Consider the following 17,064-nt stretch of genomic DNA (forward strand, 5'->3'; position numbering starts at 1 on the left):
GACGAGTTGTGGCTTACTTCTCTTCCGCAGCCGGCGCCGGCGCGACCTCGTCGTGCTGGGCTTCCGGATCGAAGAACTCGCCGGCGGCGGCGATCGCCTCGGCGGCCGCGTCGCGATCCTCGTTGCGGGTCGATATGTCCTCGCCGCGGTTGATGCGCTCGGCCTCGTCCTGGCTGCGGGCAACCGTGACGGTGATCTCGACCTCGACTTCGGGATGAACGGCAACGGTGATCGAGTGCTTGCCGATGGTCTTGATCGGCGCGTCGAGCTGGATCTGCGGACGGGCGAGCGAAACGCCGTCGGCTTCGAACGCGAGCACGATGTCACGCACGTTGACCGAGCCGAACAGCTGGCCGGCTTCCGAGGCCTGGCGGATCACGATGATGTTCTTGCCCTCGATCTTCTCTGCGACCTTGGACGCCTCGGCCTTCGAGGCGAGGTTGCGCGCTTCGAGCTCGGCTTTCATGCCGTCATACTTGGCCCGGTTGTCGGCGGTGGCGCGCAGCGCCTTGCCGCGCTTGAGCAGGAAATTGCGAGCGTAGCCGTCGCGAACCTTCACGACTTCGCCCATCTGGCCGAGCTTGTTGACGCGTTCCAGCAAAATGACTTCCATATTCGTTCTCCTTTTGAAGTGCTCTCGAAGGTTTCAGTTTCGGGTTGAACTCAGGGGGTAGGCAGTGGCGGCGGCTGCCGGCTGCGCAGGAAGCGTTCGCGCAAACCAAACAAGGCATCCGCAAGCCCAAGGATCACCATCGCGACCACGGGCCATCCGAACACGACGACGGCGGCGTAGGTCGAGCCGAGCCAGAACGTGCGGCCGTTCAGCGCGAGCGTCAGCGTATGCAATACGGCGAAACCGGCCAGCGCATAGCTCATCAACAGCGCGGCAGTGGCGATCTGCGCCACGATGCCAAGCAGCCCCCCGGTGAAGCAGAAGGCGAGGGAGATGCACAGCACCACCAGCGTCATCTGCGGCAGCTCGGTGGTCTTGAGGTCCGGCCAGGGACGGCGCAGCCGGCCCGACGTCGCGGTCACCTTGGCGCTGAGCCAGAGGTTGAGGGTCAGCGTCATCGTCGCGGCAATCGTGGCGGCGGCGGGTGCGATGCGCACCAGCGCGTCGACGAACTGGCTGGCTTCGCCCGAAGTTTGCGTGTCGGTGGCGCGCAGGAGGCGCGTCAGGCCACGGCGCAACGTGCCGATGATGGTCTCGGCGTCGGTCCCGAGCGTGAGCAAAGCGGCCATCGTGGTCAGCGTCGCGAAGCCTGCAATCCAGAGCAGGATGCGGCCGACCGGGTACCACTCGACGTCCGGCTCCGCGGAGGGCGCGGTGCCGGTCGCAGACGCGGCGCTTCCCACCTGACGTCCGAGCAGGACGAGATGGCCGAGCCACCACGCCGGCAACGCGACGGTGACGGCGAAGGCGATGCAGTAGGGCAGGCCGAACAGGGCGCCAAGGCCGATCGCGGCAGCGATGCCGCCGAGGCTCGCGCAAAGCGGGCCCCAGCCGATCGCGGCGACCATCAGGGGGAGCGGAGCGAGATAGAACAGGACAAGCGCGATCAGCGCGCCCGAGATGATCGAGGCGAACATCAGGGCCGACGCAGCGCCGGCGATCAGGGCTATCAGTCCAAAGGCCATCATCAGCTGTCCCGCTCCCTTCGAGCGGTTAGAGGCGTCGCTTGCCCCAACCATCGGCGACCGGACGACCCGGAAGCCTTATGAGTTCGAAAAAGTTGCGACCGGCGGCGCTAGCGCCGCCGGTCGAATTGGTCGTATCAGCGAATGACGTAGGGCAGGAGGCCCAGGAAGCGCGCGCGCTTGATGGCGCGGGCGAGCTCACGCTGCTTCTTCGCGGACACCGCGGTGATGCGGCTCGGCACGATCTTGCCGCGCTCGGAGACGTAACGCATCAAGAGCTTGGAGTCCTTGTAGTCGATCTTCGGAGCATTGGCGCCCGTGAACGGGCAGCTCTTGCGACGACGGAAAAACGGGCGGCGTGCACCAGCTTCAGCCATTGGTCTTACTCCCCATCCGTGGTTTCAGCTTCGTCGCGCGGACGGCGCGGACCGCGATCACCGCGGAAACCGCCCTCGCGGTCGCCACGGAAGCCGCCTTCACGCTCGCCGCGGAAGCCACCGCCGCGGTCGTCACGCTCGCGATCACGGTCGGCCTTGCGCATCATCGCGGACGGGCCTTCCTCGAGCTCCTCGACGCGGACGCTGAGATAGCGGATCACGTCTTCGCTGATGCGCTCCTGGCGCTCGATCTCGGCGATCGCCGCGGACGGCGCGTCGATGTTGAGCAGCACGAAGTGCGCCTTGCGGTTCTTGTTCATCCGGTAGGTGAGGGAGCGCACGCCCCAATTCTCGGTCTTGGTGATCTTGCCGCCGAGACCTTCGACGATACCGGTCATCTGCGCAGTCAGCTCTTCGACCTGCTGCGGGCTCGCGTCCTGACGCGCGAGAAAAACATGCTCGTAAAGAGGCATGGTCGTCCTTTCCTCATGTTGGCGCATCGCCCGGCGTCAAACCCTTAAGAGGCCTTCGGAAAGGACTCTGGGATCAAGCTCAGAAGGCGGAAACACGGGACGACGGGCCGACTGGCCCTGCCACATCAAAATCACGAATGATTTGCTGAGACCGTCCGTTCAGCTCCCGGCCGGGGTCTGCGGATGGGCGCCTTATACGGATTTTGGCCGGCTTTGCAAGGTGGAGGGGCATCTTCGAGCCGAGCCGGTCCGCCCCTCCAACCGGGAACAAGAGCCCCATCCTCCAATACCAAGATTCGGCTTGATCTATTTGTTTGTATAACATACAAATAAATCAGCGGAGAGGATTCCATAGTGGAAGCGTCGGCCGATGCGCCGCTCGAAGCGGCAGGCGACCCCAAGCACGCCGCGCGCGCGACGCGCTCGGCCGGCCGCAAGATGCGGTCACTGCTCCTGGATGCTGCGAGCCCGCTGTTTCGGGAGCGGGGGCTGTCAGGCACGTCGATTACCGACATCGCGGCCGCCGCGGACGCGTTCCCGAGCCAGATCACCTATTACTTCCGCACCAAGGAGGCGCTGTTCGTCGAATGCGCCTGCCGGGATCTGTTGTATCTGGCACGGGCCACCGAGCAGGCGGCGCTCAAGGCGCGGACTCCCGGGGAATACACCCACGCGCTGGCCGAGACCGTGACGGCGAGCGATTCGGTCGCCTTCTTCGCCGAGGCGCTGACGCTGACGCGGCGTCGCCAGGATCTCGCGCCACTGGTGGAGCGCACCATCGAGCGCCTGCACAGCGAGGGTGCGCGCGCTTATGCGGGGCAGGTCGAGCGGCACGGTTGGCGCTCGCTGCGCGCGCCCGACGAAAGCTCGCGGCGCTTCTGGGCGGTCGCCATCGGCGTCATTCTCGAGGGCTATGCGATGGGCCGCTCGCCCGAGGCGCTCTGCGCCGAGATGCTGCGCGTGCTGGGCGAGCAGGCGAAATCCACTGAAGACACCGGGCGCCTGCGTCTCGTCGAGGCGCGCGAGGCATCCGACAATTCGAATGGAAAGGGTTAGGCCATGACCGCGCTTCGCATGCGTGCCCGCGATTTCCTGACCGACGATCAATTGGCCGAGGTGCGCCAGCGCGCGACGTGGAAAGGCGCTGCGCTGATCGCGCACGCCTGGGCGCTGATCATTGCAGCCATCGCGCTGGTCGCGTGGTGGCCCAATCCGCTCACCTATATCTTCGCCGTCGCCATCATCGGCTCGCGCCAGCTCGGCCTTGCGATCCTGATGCATGACGGCGCACATGGCTGCCTGTCCGCCGACGAGAAAACCAATCTGACGCTGAGTCAGTGGTTCTGCGCCTATCCGCTGTTTGCGGAGACGCGCAGCTACCGGCGCTATCACCTTCAGCACCATGCGCGCACCCAGCAGGAGGACGACCCCGACCTGGTGCTGTCGGCGCCGTTTCCGATCACGAAGCTGAGCTATCGTCGCAAGTTCATCCGCGACATCACCGGGCAGACCGGCTATCAGCAGCGCAAGGCGCAGTTGCTCAACGCGCTCGGGCCAAGGGCCTGGTCATGGCGGCGACGCGCGGCGCATTTCTGGGAGATGCTTGGCCCGCAATGTGTGGTCAACGGGATCATGTTTGCCGCGCTCGCCGCGGCCGGCGTGTGGTGGGCCTATCCGCTGCTCTGGCTGGTGCCGCTCTTGACGTGGATGATGGTCATCACCCGCATCCGCAATATCGCCGAGCACGCCGTCGTCCCCGATAGCAGCGACCCCTTGCGCAACACGCGCACGACGCATGCCAATTTTCTCGAGCGCCTGTTCATCGCGCCGTATTACGTGAACTATCACCTCGAGCATCATCTGTTGTTCTACGTGCCCTGCTACAATCTGCCGAAGGTGCACCGGCTGCTGAGTGCGAGCCGGTACGCCGATCGCATGGAAGTGCAGCCGAACTACGCTGCGGTGCTGCGGCTGGCCACGGCAAAGCCGAACCGCGAGGATCGGCCGGGGCAACTGGTGAACAGTGCGCGGCGCGCGCGGGCAGGAGCGGACGTCGATGCCAACCAGACCGCCGGCGGGTTTTGAGGGGCTCATTCCCCGTTGAATGCTGCTCCAGGTTCCCGTCTCGGCTTGACAGTGCGGCCCCGGACGGTGTCTACGGCCCCCTTTGGAGCATGATCCGGAACCATGGCCCAAGGAACCCCGGCCTAAGGCCGGGCGTAAATCGGCTGCCGGTTCAGAACAGGGATCATGCCTGACAGCAGGGAGCGCCGATGACGGCTGCATTCACATTTCCTGGGCAGGGTTCCCAGGCTGTCGGCATGGGCAAGGCCCTGGCCGACGCCTTCCCGGTGGCGCGCGCCGTATTCGACGAGGTCGATGCCGCGCTCGGGGAGAAGCTGACGGCCATCATCTGGGAAGGTCCGGCCGAAACTCTCCAGCTCACCGAGAACGCCCAGCCGGCGCTGATGGCCGTGTCTGTCGCGACCTTGCGCGTGCTCGAGGCGGAGGCTGGTTTTTCCATGGGACGAGATGCTGCCTTCGTCGCCGGCCACTCGCTCGGTGAATATTCGGCGCTGGCGGCGGCCGGCAGCCTGACGGTTTCGGATACCGCGCGTCTGCTTCGCACCCGCGGTCTCGCAATGCAAAAGGCGGTCCCGGTCGGCGCCGGCGCGATGGCCGCGCTGCTCGGTCTCGACTACGAGGCCGCCATGGAAGTTGCGGGCGAGGCGGCGCAGGGGCAGGTCTGCCAGGCCGCCAACGACAATGGCGGCGGCCAGGTCGTCGTCTCCGGCGACAAGGCTGCGGTCGATCGCGCCGTCGAGATCGCCAAGGCCAAGGGCGCCAAGCGCGCGATGCTGCTGCCGGTGTCCGCCCCGTTCCATTGCAAGCTGATGCAGCCGGCTGCGGATGCCATGGCGGAGGCGCTGTCGAAGGTCACGATCAAGGCGCCGGCCGCCCCGCTGGTGTCGAACGTGCTGGCGAGCGCCATCACCGATCCCGACGAGATCCGCCGCCGCCTGGTCGAGCAGGTCACCGGCACGGTGCGCTGGCGCGAGTCGGTGGCTTACATGGCCGGGCAGGGCGTCACCCGCTTCTTCGAGATCGGCGCCGGCAAGGTGCTGACCGGTCTCGTCAAGCGTATCGCGGACGGCGCCGTCGGCATTGCGGTCGGCGGCCCGAACGATATTGCCGCCGCCAAGGATGCATTGGCCGCAGCGAAGCAGGCTTAAAGGAGCCCATCAATGTTCGATCTGACTGGCCGAAAGGCGCTCGTCACCGGCGCGACCGGCGGCATTGGCGGCGCGATCGCGCAGGCGCTGCACGCGCAGGGCGCCACCGTCGCCATTTCAGGGACGCGCAAGGAGGTGCTGGACGAGCTCGCCGGCAAGCTCGGCGAGCGCGCCCACGTGCTGCCCTGCAATCTCTCCAAGGCCGATGAGGTCGAGGCGCTGGTGCCCGCTGCGGAGGCGGCGATGGGCCAGGTCGACATTCTCATCGCCAATGCCGGCATCACGCGCGACAATCTCTTCGTGCAGCTTCGCGACGAGGACTGGGACGAGGTCATCAACGTCAATCTGACCGCGACCTTCCGCCTGGCGCGCGCCGCGACCAAGCTGATGATGCGCAAGCGCTTCGGCCGCATCGTCGCCATCACCTCGGTGGTCGGCGTCACCGGCAATCCCGGGCAAGGCAATTATACTGCGTCGAAGGCCGGCCTGATCGGCATGATCAAGACGTTAGGGGCCGAATACGCCAAGCGTGGCGTGACCGCGAACTGCATCGCGCCGGGCTTCATCAAGACGCCGATGACCGATGCGCTCAACGACAAGCAGCGCGAAACGATTCTCACCAAGGTTCCGGCCGCCCGCCTCGGGACGCCCGAGGACATCGCAGCGGCCGCCGTCTATCTGAGCTCGAACGAAGCAGCCTACGTCACCGGGCAGACCATCCACGTCAACGGCGGCATGGCCATGATCTGACGTCTCGTGCCGCGTCGCCTGTCACGGCGGTGCGGCATGCGGCAAACGGCCGTTTCCGGAGCGAAATGAGGCTTGTAGTCAAGGCAATTGAAGTATGATAACCGGACCTCCAACGGATGGGCAAAGAACGCCATTGCAGGTTTTTGAAACCCTGTATATTGGCGATGCGGAGCCTTTGGCCGTCGTTCGCCGGGGCCTCCATCGGTTAGGATGGGCCAAATCAAAGTTCGTAAGCGAAGGCAGTCAAACGACCACGACGGCTCGTATCGTCCCGGGGGGTCGGGTCTACAGGGAACAACACGAGGTTAAGCAATGAGTGACATTGGCGAGCGGGTTAAGAAGATCGTGGTCGAACACCTTGGTGTTGAACCCGAGAAGGTTGTCGACAACGCGAGCTTCATCGACGACCTCGGCGCCGACAGTCTGGATACCGTCGAGCTGGTGATGGCGTTCGAAGAGGAATTCGGTTGCGAGATTCCGGACGACGCTGCGGAAACGATTCTCACCGTCGGCGACGCTACGAAGTTTCTCGAGAAGAACGCGAAGAGCTAAGGCTCTTCAATTTCGCGGGGACAACATTGAAACCGGACGGGCCGCTTCGCAGCGGTCAGCCGGTTTCTTGTTATTGGCCGTGATTCTTTCGATGCGGAGTTTTCGGATATGAGGCGGGTTGTCGTCACGGGTCTCGGCATGGTCTCGCCACTCGGCTGTGGCGTCGAGCCGACCTGGAAGCGCATCCTCAACGGCGAAAGCGGTGCGCGCAGGATCGAGAGCTTCGATGTCTCCGATCTGCAGACCAAGATCGCCTGCACGGTCGTGCGCGGCGACGGCTCGAACGACAGCTTCAATCCGGACAAGTGGATGGAGCCGAAGGACCAGCGCAAGGTCGACGACTTCATCATCTTCGGCATGGCCGCGGCCGGCCAGGCGCTCGACGACGCCAACTGGCATCCCGAGACCGAAGAGGACAAGTGCGCGACCGGCACCATGATCGGCTCCGGCATCGGCGGCCTCAACGGCATCGCCGACACCGCGATCCTGCTGAAGGAGCGCGGGCCGCGCCGGGTGTCGCCGTTCTTCATTCCGGGCCGCCTGATCAACCTCGCCTCCGGCTACGTCTCGATCGCGCACGGACTGAAGGGACCGAACCATTCGGTGGTCACGGCCTGTTCGACCGGCGCGCATGCGGTCGGCGATGCCGCCCGCCTGATCGCGCTGGGCGATGCCGACGTGATGGTCGCGGGCGGCGCCGAGTCGCCGATCAGCCGCATCGGCATTGCGGGCTTCAACGCCGCGCGCGCGCTGTCGACCGGTTTCAACGAGACTCCCGAAAAGGCCTCGCGTCCCTACGATAAGGACCGCGACGGCTTCGTGATGGGCGAGGGCGCCGGCGTCCTCGTCCTGGAGGAGCTGGAGCACGCCAGGCGCCGCGGCGCGAGGATCTATGCCGAGGTGATCGGCTATGGTCTGTCGGGCGATGCCTATCACATCACCTCGCCTTCGCCCGACGGCGATGGCGGCTTCCGCAGCATGTCGGCCGCGCTCAAGCGTGCCGGGCTGACGCCGTCCGATCTCGATTACATCAACGCGCACGGGACCTCGACGCCGCTCGGCGACGAGATCGAGCTCGGCGCGGTCGAGCGTCTGCTCGGCAACGCCGCCTCCAAGGTCGCGATGTCCTCGACCAAGTCGTCGACCGGCCATCTGCTCGGCGCGGCCGGTGCGATCGAAGCGATTTTCGCGATTCTGGCGATTCGCGATAATGTCGTGCCGCCGACGATCAATCTCGACAATCCGTCGGTCGAGACCGCGATCGATCTCGTGCCGCACAAGGCGAAGCAGCGTGAGGTCAACGTCGCGTTGTCGAACTCTTTTGGTTTTGGCGGTACCAATGCGTCGGTGATCGTCCGGCGCCTAGTCAGTTAGTTTGTGTTTGAGACGAATCCACCGTTTTGCCGTATTCGGCGATAGTCATGGACGTGGGCGCGTGCGTTTTTGGCAGGGCAAGCGATTGTCGGGCCGCTATTGAACCGGCAGGATTCAGGTTGTTTCGATGAGTGAAAGGCCGCCCATTTCACCCCGGAGTCCGCGGGCCGCGCTCGAGCCCGAGCAACTTCCGCCGCCGCCCAAGCGGTCGGACCGCGCGCGCAATCCGTTCGTCGTCGTCGGCAACGCCATCATCACCCTTCTGCTGATCGCCATGCTCGGCGCCGGCGGCGTCTATTATTACGGCCGCCAGGTGCTCGAGGCGCCCGGACCGCTGAAGGAGGACAAGATCGTCAACATCCCGCAGCGTGCGGGCAAGCGCGACATCGCCGAGACGCTGAACCGGGAAGGCGTGACCGACGTCAATCCCTGGGTGTTCATCGCCAGCGTCGCCGCGTTGAAGGCGAGCTCGGACCTCAAGCCGGGTGAGTATTCCTTCCAGAAGAACGCCTCGCTGCGCGACGTCATCGGCACCATCGTCGAGGGCAAGGTGGTGCAGCACGCCGTGACGATTCCCGAAGGCCTGACCTCCGAGCAGATCGTGGCGCGGCTGTCCGACAACGACATCTTCACCGGCAGCGTGCGCGAGCTGCCGCGCGAAGGCACGCTGCTCCCGGAGACCTACAAATTCCCGCGCGGCACCCCGCGCGAGCAGGTGGTCCAGCGCATGCAGCAGGCGCACAAGCGTGTGCTGTCGGAGATCTGGGAGCGCCGCAATCAGGACATTCCGGTCAAGACGCCGGAGCAGCTAGTCACGCTGGCGTCCATCATCGAGAAGGAAACCGGCAAGGCGGACGAGCGCAGCCGCGTCGCCGCGGTGTTCGTCAACCGGCTGAAGCAGCGGATCAAGCTGCAGTCCGATCCGACCATCATCTACGGCATCGTCGGCGGCAAGGGAACGCTGGGCCGGCCGATCAAGCGCAGCGAGATCACGCAGCCCTCGCCCTACAACACCTACGTGATCGACGGCCTGCCGCCGGGCCCGATCTCCAATCCGGGCCGCGCCTCGCTCGAAGCTGCCGCCAACCCGGCCCGCACCCGCGACCTCTATTTCGTCGCCGACGGCACCGGCGGGCACGCCTTCACCGAGACCTACGACGCGCACCAGAAGAACGTCGCCAAGCTCCGCGCGATGGAGAAGCAGATCCAGAACGACACGGTCGAGCCGCCCGAGGACGCGCAGCCGCCGGCGGCTGCCGGGCCCGGCGCCGCCGACGCGCCGACTGCGACCACGCCGGCACGGCCCAATCAGCAGAAGAAGCCGCCGTCGGCGCGCCCGGCTGGTCCCGCCAATTCCGCACCGGCCCGGCAGGGCGCGGTGCAGGGCTCGCCGCCGGTGGTCCAGCGCTAAAAGCCCGCGCGCAGACCAGCTGGCGGGCATTACGCATTCCACTTTCCGGCAAAATAGTCTTAAGATTCGCGTGGCTTGATAGCCTCGCGAATCCCGTGTTCCTGGAGAATTTGAACTGATGGCGCTGTCGTCCATGACCGGCTTTGCGAGATGCCACGGCGCGAGCGGGCCGTATACGTTCGAATGGGAGTTGAAGTCGGTCAATGCCAAGGGCTTCGACTTGCGCGTTCGGCTGCCGCAGGGGTTTGACGAGCTCGAGGCCCATGCCAAGAAGCGCGCGGGCGAGCTGCTCTCGCGCGGCACCGTCTATGCCAATCTCACCGTCAAGCGCACCAATGCCGCCGCCACCGTCCGCATCAACGAGGACGTGCTCAACGCGGTGCTGAAGGCCGCCGCGCTGATCTCGGGGAAGGTCGACGCGGTGGCGCCGAGCATCGACGGCCTGCTCGCCATCAAGGGCGTCGTCGAGGTCGCCGAGCCCGAGGGCGACGAGGAGGAGGACAAGGCGGCGCGCGCCGCGGCCGCCGAGGCCTTCGACAAGGCGCTCGACGAGCTCGTTGCGATGCGCAAGCGCGAGGGCACTTCGCTCGGGCAGATCCTGACCCAGCGCGTCGACGAGATCGAGCAGCTGGCGAAGAGAGCGGAGGCCGCGCCCGGCCGCAAGCCGGAGGCGATCAAGGCGAAGCTCGCTGAGCAGATCGCAGCGCTGCTCGATACCTCCGACCGTTTCGATTCCGATCGCCTGATGCAGGAGGCGATCCTGATCGCCACCAAGGCCGACATCCGCGAGGAGCTCGACCGCATCGCCTCCCACATCGCGCAGGCGCGCGAGCTGATCGGCAAGGGCGGCCCGATCGGGCGCAAGCTGGATTTCCTGGCGCAGGAGTTTCACCGCGAGGTCAACACCTGCTGCTCGAAGTCGAACGACATCGAGTTGACCAACACGGGCCTCGCCATGAAGAACGTGGTCGAGCAGTTCCGCGAGCAGGTGCAGAATCTGGAGTGATCCATGACGACGGGCGGTCACGGAACTGACGGTGTCGAGCGGCGCGGATTGATGTTCGTGCTGTCCTCGCCATCAGGCGCGGGCAAGACGACGCTGTCGCGCATGCTGATCGACCGGATGCCGGGCTTGAAAATGTCGGTATCTGCGACCACGCGCGCGATGCGGCCGGGCGAGGTCAACGGCAAGGACTATACGTTTGTCGACAAGGCGACGTTCGATGCCATGGTGAAGGCCGACGAACTGCTGGAATGGGCGACGGTGTTCGACAACAACTATGGTACGCCGCGCGGTCCCGTGGATGCGGCGTTGTCGGCCGGCCAGGATGTGCTGTTCGACATCGACTGGCAGGGCACCCAGCAATTGAAGCAGAAGGCGCGCGCCGACGTCGTCAGCGTCTTCATCCTGCCGCCCTCGGCGGCCGACCTCGAGAAGCGCCTGCACTCGCGCGCGCAGGATTCCGACGAGGTGATCCGCAAGCGCATGAGCCGCGCCAGCGACGAGATGAGCCACTGGGCCGAGTACGACTACATCGTGATCAATCACGCGGTCGACGAAGCCTTCGCCGAGGTGCAGTCGATCCTGAAGGCGGAACGGCTCAAGCGCGAGCGGCGGATTGGCCTCGTAGGCTTCGTGCGAAGTTTGCAAGGTCAGCTTCAAGGTTAGGCCGCGACAGGCGCGGCCCTTGCTTGGCCAACTGTTCCAGCATCGTCGTGATGACGTCGACGTCGACCGCATCGGCGTCCCGACCCGCCGGCGCGTCATCGTGAGCCTTGCCGCTCTCGACAGCGGCGAGCTTGGGCGCTGCGGCGACGGGCTGGAATATCTTCTCGACCGTCTCGTTCTCGACCTTGTTGCTTCTGGTCTCGACGGGTTCTGCGGCCGGATTGGCGGCAAGTTGCTTGCGCGCGTCGATCAGCTCGATCTCGCGGCCGATCGCAGCGAGTTTCGTCACTTGTTTTGTCGGTTGCGGACGTGCCGCATCGAAATCGATCGGGCGCGGCGGCTGGGCGGCGGCCGGTGGTGAATCCCGCCAGGGCGCGTGGCTTCCGTCATGGTCCTGCGGCGCCCAATCGTCCCAATGCCCGCGGCGGTCGGCGGCCTGGGCGCGGACCCGTCCGCCGGCGAAGCGGTAGATGACGCTGGCGAGGATGCCAGCAAGCGCCAGCGCACCGCCGATCACGAGCATCAGCATTTGCAGCGAACCGCCGGACTTGTCAGTCGTGCCATCGGCCGCGGGCGGGAGCGGAGCAGGGGATTTTGACGGCTTCGCGTTTGGCTGCGCGGCTGCTGCAAGCGTGGTTGGCGCCGGCTGAGGCGCTGGGGCGGTGGACGCTGTGGAGGCCTCGGGCCAGCGCGCGGTCACGGCCGGCTGCTGCGCGTTGGTTTCGGCGACGCTGCTCGGCTGCGGCGCGACCGCGGGTGCATTCGCCGCGGCCGGCGCGGGCGCGGCCATGTTCGGCGTGCCCGCTGCGGCACTCGTCTGCGGCGCGATATATTCTGCGCGCGCGTTCTGCACGGCCTGCGGCGATGCTGCGTCCGGCTCGGACGTATCGGTCGTCGCCTGCGCGGTCTGTGCGGCTTTGCCGCCTGCGGCGCGCAGATACCAGCACTTGCGCTTCGTTGTGCGATCGAGGCGGTAGTACCAGTGCTGGCCCTGCGGCGCGGCATCCTTCGGCGAAGCCAGGCAGTCGGGCGCCGCATTGGCCGTGCTCGATGGTGTCGGCGCGTTCTGTGATACCGCGGCCAACGGCGCGCCCGCAAGAATGCTGGCGACGAGGGTCGAAACGAACTTTGCGGTGCGGTTGCCCATCCTGGTCTCCCGGTTACGCATGACGCAACTCTTAACGACCCCTTTGTCATCAAAGACTTGGGTGGCAATGAGCCGCAAATCCGGAGAGGATGTGGCTTGAATCGGGCCCGCGCGGCGTTCGTTCCGCCGCCGGATAAGACTTTCCAACGCCACGATCAGAGTTCCATGCCACGACCTGAGCCGATTGACACGATAATAAGTTCATACTAATCATTAGTCATAACTTATTATAGGTCGAGCAAGCGGGGCATCGGGCGGTGAGTGGCTATGGCTAAAGACAGCGCACAACTGGCCGCACTCGGCGATCCCACCCGCAGGCGGATCTTCGAGCTTGTCGGCGCACGGCCACGCACCGTCGCTGAGATCACGCGACAGCTGCCGGTGTCCCAGTCGGCCGTCTCGCAGCATCTCAAGGTGCTGCGCGAATCCCGCTTGGTTCGTGCAGAGCCGAAGGGCGCCAGCAACGTCTATTACGTCGACCCGACGGGGCTCGGACAGATGCGCGCCTGGCTCGACCGGTTCTGGAGCGACACGTTGGCCGCTTACAAACTAGCCGTCGAAAAACCACCGGAGGGATCCAGATGAACACACGTGTATCGATTGCGCCCGTAAAGCATGCCATCGTCGTCGAGGCGCCGATCGAGCGCGCGTTCAAGGTCTTCACCGAGGACTTCGGCAGCTTCAAGCCGCGCGAGCACAATCTGCTCGCCGTTCCCATCGCAGAGACCGTATTCGAACCTCGTGTAGGCGGAAGCATCTATGATCGGGGGATCGACGGCAGCGAATGCCGCTGGGCGCGCGTATTGGCGTTCGAACCACCCAATCGAGTCCTCTTGAGCTGGGACATCAGCCCGCGCTGGCAAATCGAAACCGATCCCGCCAAGACCAGTGAATGGGAGGTCCGGTTCATTGCGGAGACACCGAGCCGGACCCGCTTGGAGCTGGAGCACCGTCACCTCGATCGGCATGGCGAGGGCTGGGAAGGCGTCCGCAGCGGCGTTGACAGCGATCAGGGTTGGCCGCTCTATCTTCGGCAGTTTGCCGAGCGGATTGCCGGCGAGCGTTGACGCGCTTCCTTCCAATGCCGCGCTCATGATGAGGAGAGGCCCTGTCGGGCGCTCCGATCGGGCCCGGAAACTTCTCACCTCCGCAGCCGTTATTTCGCGGCTGAGGAGAGGTCATGCCGGTCAAGGATCAGATCAAGAACTTCGCCAAGAAGCTGGTGGAGGAGCAGCCCGATGCGGCGACGCTACGGGGGCTGGTGCGGGCCCGCAAGCCGACGGCCATGCACTTTCGCGACGACGGCATCGTGCCGAACCATCCGCGCTTCCCGGCGCTGCTCTATCGCGGCGCGGTGAAGCTGAACGGTCGGCGCTTTCCGCCCGAGGTCGTCATCGACACGCTGTTCGACACCAACGGCTGGGGCCGGTCGTGGCGCGACACCGTGTACGACTTCGTCCACTATCATTCCCAGATCCATGAAGTGATGGGCGTGGCGCGCGGCACGGCGAGGATCGAGTGCGGCGGGATCAAGGGCCGCATCCTGAAACTGAAGGCCGGGGACGTGCTGGTCCTGCCCGCGGGCACCGGCCACCGGCTGATCGAATCCAGCCGGGACTTTATGGTCGTCGGCGCCTACCCGCAGGACGGCACCTATGACGAGTGCACCGACACGCGCCAGCGTCCCGACGCGGTCAAGCGCATCGCGAAGGTCCGCAAGCCGAAGACGGATCCCGTGCTGGGGAGCGGTGGACCGCTGCTCGCCGCGTGGCGGTCCGCTCAGCTCAGATAATCAGGCGTGAAATCCGCAAGTCTGCGCAGCTCGTCGGGCTGCAGCAGCTCGATCTCGCTGCCGTCCCAGGCGATCAACCCGCGATGCCTCAGCTCCTGAATGGTGCGGTTGACGTGGACGATGGACAGGCCACAGGCGTCCGCGACGTGGCGTTGCGTCATCGGCATCTGGAAGCAGTTGCGCTTGACGAGGCCGACGATCTCCAGCCTTGCCGCGAGCTCGCAGATGAGGTGCGCGACCTTGGGCAGCGCCGCCTGTGCGCCGAGGCGGGCGATCCATTGCCGCGAGATGGCCGCGTCGATCAGCGTCTCGCGCCAGAAGGCGTGGGTCAGGTGGATCGAGCTGTCGAGCAGCTGGCGGAGCTGGCTGTGGGCGACGGTCCCGACGATGGTCGGGCCGAGCGCCACGAGGTCCGCGTCCATCGGCGAGACCAGCAGCGTGTGCAGGCAGGGCATGTCGCCGGGAACATGGAAGGAGAGGGTCTGGTTGCGGTCGCCGACGATGCGCGACTGGTAAAGGAAGCCGCTGACGACGAACACGCAGCGGGTCGCGGCCTCACCCTGGCGTAGCACGATCTCGCCATCCGCGACCTGGCGCAGCGTGGACGGCAAGTCCGCGATCTGCCGGCGCTCGTCCTCGGACAGGCCTTCGATCACCTGGAGACGGGCGATGAATTTCGAATGTGGCATGAGCCTCGCGTGCCGCTTCAGCCGTCCCGCGGCACGGACGCCTCGGCCAGGCGACGCGACAGTTTCGCAAGCGTCCAGTCGGAAACCGGCACGGAGCGGAACTCGCGGATGGCGCGAGCGAGCTCCTGATCCGACATCGGCCGAACCGGCTCCCTCAGTGTTCCCTTCAGCAAGGCATCTCTGATGCTGTCCAGATGCTCGCAGGCATCGGATGCGAACAGGCGCCGGATGCGTTCCAGGAGAGTGGTGCTTTTCATATGAAGGCCGGCCGTCCGAAATCGGGGGAATGGCGTGGCTGCGATCGATGCGTCGCAAGCCGGTTAGCAACCTGTGCTTCCGATCTGCGTTCTAGTCCGCTGAACGCAAGCCGGACGTATCATTTGATAGAACCGGCGAGATTTTTGGCCGCCCCATGGAAAGAGCTCACGACGTGCTGATACGGAACCTCGGCGAGCACACGGTGCTCGTAGAGGAGGATATTGCCGAGATTCGCGCGTTGACCTTCATGCTGCGCGATTACGCACCCAATGAGGATTTCATCCGTCAAGGCGACGAGCCCGAGCATTCCGCTTTGGTCGTCTCCGGCATGGTTGCCCGCTATCACCTGCTCGGCAGCGGGCGGCGGCAATATCTGGCGTTCCACCTCACCGGCGATCTTCCGGATGCGCAGGGGCTGTTCATCGATCAGATGGATCACGGGCTCAGTGCGCTCGGGCCGGCGTCGGTTGCGTTCATCCCGCACCGCGAATTGTTCATCGCGTTCCGACGGAGGCCGACCTTCGCCCTCGCAGTCTGGCGCGAGACGCTGCGCGACGCCGCGATCTTTCGCGAGGCCATCACCAACAACAGCGCCCGGCCGATGCAGACGCGCATGGCGCATCTGTTTTGCGAGCTGTTCTACCGTGCCCGCGCGGCGCAGCTGGTGCGCGGCAATCGCTGCCGCATGCCGATTAGCCTCGCACAGCTCGGCGAGACGCTCGGCATGGCAATCGCGACGGTGAATCGGACGCTCGCAGATATCAGGCGCAGCGGCGCGATGGATCTTCGCGACGGCGAGCTGGTCGTGCTGAAATGGCGCGAGCTGCAGCGGCTCGGCGATTTCAGTCCGGCCTATCTTCATCTGAAGCGGCAGTCGCCGCGTCAGGCGTGATAGAAGAGGCATCAGCCCTCCGCGGTTGCCGCTCCACCACGTACCTCGTCGAAATGCTTCTTCACCCAATCGTTGCAGCAGCAGGCTCTCGCCTCGAGCGCTGCTGCGTCGAGGATCAGGATGGCGCCGCGGCGGGTCGCGAGGATGCGCCGCGCCTTGAACATCTGGATGACGCGGCTGGCATAGCTGCGGGAGACGCCCAGCATGCCGGCGAGCTGCTCGTGGGTGAGCGGAATCTCGGCTCCGCCGATATGTTCCTGCGCGGACATGATCCACTTGGCGGCACGCTGCTCGATCGAATGCGCTGCGTTGCAAGCCGCAGTCTGCAAGAGCTGCGCGAACTGGCAGTCGGCGTAGCGCGCGAAGGCGTCCTGGAGCGTCGCCGACCTCGGCTGCGCCTGCTCGAGCGCGCGCAGCGGCAGCCGCATCAGGGTGCCGCCGAGCTTCACGATCATGCGCGAATAGGCGAGCGAAGGGCTTCGGCCGGCGGCGATGCCCACCGCACCCTCGCGCCCCACCAGCAGGCTTTCGACCTCGCGGTCGTCCTCGACCGGCACGGCGAACGACACCAGCGCGGGACCGCATGGAAAATGGACCGCGGCGACGTCGTCGCCGGCGTGATGCAGGACGTGGCTCGCCTCGACTTCAATCGGCTGGAGGTGAGGCGCGAGCAGTTCGAAATCCTGATGATTGAGCTGCCGGAGCAGATCGTTCTGGGGCCGACCGGTCACATTGTGTTCTCTTGGGCGGGCCGGGAATCGGCGCCAGCGGCAAACCTACGTTTCCGCGGCGGAACCGACGGTTCCAAA

At 65.6% G+C, this 17,064-nt stretch carries 21 protein-coding genes; 13 read left to right on the plus strand and 8 right to left on the minus strand.

Annotated elements, in window-relative coordinates:
• Positions 1 to 13: 13 nt before the first annotated feature.
• The 4 genes from rplI to rpsF form a co-directional block, all read right to left on the minus strand.
• Complete coding sequence (rplI, locus tag ACVWYQ_RS02190) at positions 14 to 613, minus strand: 50S ribosomal protein L9 (RefSeq protein ID WP_036000730.1); 600 nt, start codon at positions 611 to 613, stop codon at positions 14 to 16.
• A 50-nt stretch (positions 614 to 663) separates the two neighbouring features.
• Positions 664 to 1,641 carry a hypothetical protein gene (locus ACVWYQ_RS02195; protein WP_404541580.1) on the minus strand — a complete coding sequence of 326 codons (978 nt, stop codon included), beginning with the start codon at positions 1,639 to 1,641 and terminating at the stop codon, positions 664 to 666.
• Between the two features lie 134 nt (positions 1,642 to 1,775).
• Positions 1,776 to 2,015 carry a 30S ribosomal protein S18 gene (gene rpsR, locus ACVWYQ_RS02200; protein WP_007592020.1) on the minus strand — a complete coding sequence of 80 codons (240 nt, stop codon included), beginning with the start codon at positions 2,013 to 2,015 and terminating at the stop codon, positions 1,776 to 1,778.
• Between the two features lie 5 nt (positions 2,016 to 2,020).
• Entirely contained in the window at positions 2,021 to 2,488 is a 468-nt protein-coding gene (gene rpsF / locus ACVWYQ_RS02205; RefSeq protein ID WP_025035823.1) for a 30S ribosomal protein S6, read from the minus strand.
• A gap of 351 nt (positions 2,489 to 2,839) precedes the next feature.
• On the opposite strand from rpsF, the gene ACVWYQ_RS02210 reads away from it, so the two are divergent.
• The 9 genes from ACVWYQ_RS02210 to gmk all read left to right on the plus strand — a co-directional run bounded on the left by ACVWYQ_RS02210 (position 2,840) and on the right by gmk (position 11,477).
• Positions 2,840 to 3,544, plus strand: a complete 705-nt coding sequence (locus tag ACVWYQ_RS02210) for a TetR/AcrR family transcriptional regulator C-terminal domain-containing protein (protein ID WP_404541576.1) — start codon at positions 2,840 to 2,842, stop codon at positions 3,542 to 3,544.
• Positions 3,545 to 3,547: 3 nt separating this feature from the next.
• Positions 3,548 to 4,573, plus strand: coding sequence for a fatty acid desaturase family protein (locus ACVWYQ_RS02215; protein ID WP_404541574.1), 1,026 nt, complete (start codon positions 3,548 to 3,550; stop codon positions 4,571 to 4,573).
• 188 nt (positions 4,574 to 4,761) lie between these two features.
• Positions 4,762 to 5,721, plus strand: a complete 960-nt coding sequence (fabD, locus tag ACVWYQ_RS02220) for an ACP S-malonyltransferase (RefSeq protein ID WP_404541572.1) — start codon at positions 4,762 to 4,764, stop codon at positions 5,719 to 5,721.
• Between the two features lie 12 nt (positions 5,722 to 5,733).
• The gene (gene fabG / locus ACVWYQ_RS02225) at positions 5,734 to 6,471 is read left to right on the plus strand and encodes a 3-oxoacyl-[acyl-carrier-protein] reductase (RefSeq protein ID WP_025035827.1); all 738 of its coding nucleotides are present in this window, start codon (positions 5,734 to 5,736) and stop codon (positions 6,469 to 6,471) included.
• A 312-nt stretch (positions 6,472 to 6,783) separates the two neighbouring features.
• Positions 6,784 to 7,023, plus strand: a complete 240-nt coding sequence (locus tag ACVWYQ_RS02230; protein ID WP_008551805.1) for an acyl carrier protein — start codon at positions 6,784 to 6,786, stop codon at positions 7,021 to 7,023.
• A gap of 108 nt (positions 7,024 to 7,131) precedes the next feature.
• Positions 7,132 to 8,397: a beta-ketoacyl-ACP synthase II gene (gene fabF / locus ACVWYQ_RS02235; RefSeq protein ID WP_128261997.1), complete on the plus strand. Its 1,266-nt coding sequence runs from the start codon at positions 7,132 to 7,134 to the stop codon at positions 8,395 to 8,397.
• Between the two features lie 127 nt (positions 8,398 to 8,524).
• A complete protein-coding gene (mltG, locus tag ACVWYQ_RS02240) occupies positions 8,525 to 9,808 on the plus strand; it encodes an endolytic transglycosylase MltG (protein WP_456725386.1) in 1,284 nt (427 codons plus the stop codon).
• A gap of 118 nt (positions 9,809 to 9,926) precedes the next feature.
• Positions 9,927 to 10,814: a YicC/YloC family endoribonuclease gene (locus ACVWYQ_RS02245; RefSeq protein ID WP_157284586.1), complete on the plus strand. Its 888-nt coding sequence runs from the start codon at positions 9,927 to 9,929 to the stop codon at positions 10,812 to 10,814.
• Between the two features lie 3 nt (positions 10,815 to 10,817).
• Positions 10,818 to 11,477: a guanylate kinase gene (gene gmk, locus ACVWYQ_RS02250; RefSeq protein WP_057028965.1), complete on the plus strand. Its 660-nt coding sequence runs from the start codon at positions 10,818 to 10,820 to the stop codon at positions 11,475 to 11,477.
• On the opposite strand, the gene ACVWYQ_RS02255 is transcribed toward gmk, so the two are convergent.
• Positions 11,410 to 12,624 (minus strand): hypothetical protein, encoded by a 1,215-nt coding sequence (locus tag ACVWYQ_RS02255; RefSeq protein WP_271547024.1) that lies wholly within the window; start codon positions 12,622 to 12,624, stop codon positions 11,410 to 11,412. The genes gmk and ACVWYQ_RS02255 overlap by 68 nt on opposite strands.
• Positions 12,625 to 12,891: 267 nt before the next feature.
• Here ACVWYQ_RS02255 and ACVWYQ_RS02260 point away from each other — a divergent pair, with 267 nt between their 5' ends.
• From ACVWYQ_RS02260 to ACVWYQ_RS02270, 3 genes are all read left to right on the plus strand, one after another.
• Entirely contained in the window at positions 12,892 to 13,209 is a 318-nt protein-coding gene (locus tag ACVWYQ_RS02260) for an ArsR/SmtB family transcription factor (protein WP_456725387.1), read from the plus strand.
• Positions 13,206 to 13,691, plus strand: a complete 486-nt coding sequence (locus tag ACVWYQ_RS02265) for an SRPBCC family protein (protein WP_157284589.1) — start codon at positions 13,206 to 13,208, stop codon at positions 13,689 to 13,691. The genes ACVWYQ_RS02260 and ACVWYQ_RS02265 overlap by 4 nt, the downstream gene beginning before the upstream one ends.
• A gap of 113 nt (positions 13,692 to 13,804) precedes the next feature.
• Positions 13,805 to 14,416: a cupin gene (locus ACVWYQ_RS02270; protein WP_036000681.1), complete on the plus strand. Its 612-nt coding sequence runs from the start codon at positions 13,805 to 13,807 to the stop codon at positions 14,414 to 14,416.
• On the opposite strand, the gene ACVWYQ_RS02275 is transcribed toward ACVWYQ_RS02270, so the two are convergent.
• Both ACVWYQ_RS02275 and ACVWYQ_RS02280 read right to left on the minus strand, forming a co-directional pair.
• Complete coding sequence (locus ACVWYQ_RS02275; RefSeq protein WP_404541565.1) at positions 14,404 to 15,105, minus strand: Crp/Fnr family transcriptional regulator; 702 nt, start codon at positions 15,103 to 15,105, stop codon at positions 14,404 to 14,406. The two genes, ACVWYQ_RS02270 and ACVWYQ_RS02275, sit on opposite strands and share 13 nt — an antisense overlap.
• 17 nt (positions 15,106 to 15,122) lie before the next feature.
• Positions 15,123 to 15,362 (minus strand): hypothetical protein, encoded by a 240-nt coding sequence (locus tag ACVWYQ_RS02280; RefSeq protein ID WP_271547018.1) that lies wholly within the window; start codon positions 15,360 to 15,362, stop codon positions 15,123 to 15,125.
• A 155-nt stretch (positions 15,363 to 15,517) separates the two neighbouring features.
• Here ACVWYQ_RS02280 and ACVWYQ_RS02285 point away from each other — a divergent pair, with 155 nt between their 5' ends.
• A complete protein-coding gene (locus ACVWYQ_RS02285; RefSeq protein WP_456725388.1) occupies positions 15,518 to 16,255 on the plus strand; it encodes a Crp/Fnr family transcriptional regulator in 738 nt (245 codons plus the stop codon).
• A gap of 11 nt (positions 16,256 to 16,266) precedes the next feature.
• Here the strand turns inward: ACVWYQ_RS02285 and ACVWYQ_RS02290 are convergent, their stop codons facing one another.
• Positions 16,267 to 16,986 (minus strand): Crp/Fnr family transcriptional regulator, encoded by a 720-nt coding sequence (locus ACVWYQ_RS02290; protein WP_271547014.1) that lies wholly within the window; start codon positions 16,984 to 16,986, stop codon positions 16,267 to 16,269.
• Between the last annotated feature and the right edge of the window lie 78 nt (positions 16,987 to 17,064).

The sequence above is a fragment of the Bradyrhizobium sp. USDA 3397 genome, assembly GCF_054060965.1.

Coding starts and splice junctions, on each gene's coding strand:
- rplI (WP_036000730.1), bottom strand. CDS start 613: ATGGAAGTCATTTTGCTGGAACGCGTCAACAAGCTCGGCCAGATGGGC.
- ACVWYQ_RS02195 (WP_404541580.1), bottom strand. CDS start 1,641: ATGATGGCCTTTGGACTGATAGCCCTGATCGCCGGCGCTGCGTCGGCC.
- rpsR (WP_007592020.1), bottom strand. CDS start 2,015: ATGGCTGAAGCTGGTGCACGCCGCCCGTTTTTCCGTCGTCGCAAGAGC.
- rpsF (WP_025035823.1), bottom strand. CDS start 2,488: ATGCCTCTTTACGAGCATGTTTTTCTCGCGCGTCAGGACGCGAGCCCG.
- ACVWYQ_RS02215 (WP_404541574.1), top strand. CDS start 3,548: ATGACCGCGCTTCGCATGCGTGCCCGCGATTTCCTGACCGACGATCAA.
- fabD (WP_404541572.1), top strand. CDS start 4,762: ATGACGGCTGCATTCACATTTCCTGGGCAGGGTTCCCAGGCTGTCGGC.
- fabG (WP_025035827.1), top strand. CDS start 5,734: ATGTTCGATCTGACTGGCCGAAAGGCGCTCGTCACCGGCGCGACCGGC.
- ACVWYQ_RS02230 (WP_008551805.1), top strand. CDS start 6,784: ATGAGTGACATTGGCGAGCGGGTTAAGAAGATCGTGGTCGAACACCTT.
- fabF (WP_128261997.1), top strand. CDS start 7,132: ATGAGGCGGGTTGTCGTCACGGGTCTCGGCATGGTCTCGCCACTCGGC.
- mltG (WP_456725386.1), top strand. CDS start 8,525: ATGAGTGAAAGGCCGCCCATTTCACCCCGGAGTCCGCGGGCCGCGCTC.
- ACVWYQ_RS02245 (WP_157284586.1), top strand. CDS start 9,927: ATGGCGCTGTCGTCCATGACCGGCTTTGCGAGATGCCACGGCGCGAGC.
- gmk (WP_057028965.1), top strand. CDS start 10,818: ATGACGACGGGCGGTCACGGAACTGACGGTGTCGAGCGGCGCGGATTG.
- ACVWYQ_RS02255 (WP_271547024.1), bottom strand. CDS start 12,624: ATGGGCAACCGCACCGCAAAGTTCGTTTCGACCCTCGTCGCCAGCATT.
- ACVWYQ_RS02260 (WP_456725387.1), top strand. CDS start 12,892: ATGGCTAAAGACAGCGCACAACTGGCCGCACTCGGCGATCCCACCCGC.
- ACVWYQ_RS02265 (WP_157284589.1), top strand. CDS start 13,206: ATGAACACACGTGTATCGATTGCGCCCGTAAAGCATGCCATCGTCGTC.
- ACVWYQ_RS02270 (WP_036000681.1), top strand. CDS start 13,805: ATGCCGGTCAAGGATCAGATCAAGAACTTCGCCAAGAAGCTGGTGGAG.
- ACVWYQ_RS02275 (WP_404541565.1), bottom strand. CDS start 15,105: ATGCCACATTCGAAATTCATCGCCCGTCTCCAGGTGATCGAAGGCCTG.
- ACVWYQ_RS02280 (WP_271547018.1), bottom strand. CDS start 15,362: ATGAAAAGCACCACTCTCCTGGAACGCATCCGGCGCCTGTTCGCATCC.
- ACVWYQ_RS02285 (WP_456725388.1), top strand. CDS start 15,518: ATGGAAAGAGCTCACGACGTGCTGATACGGAACCTCGGCGAGCACACG.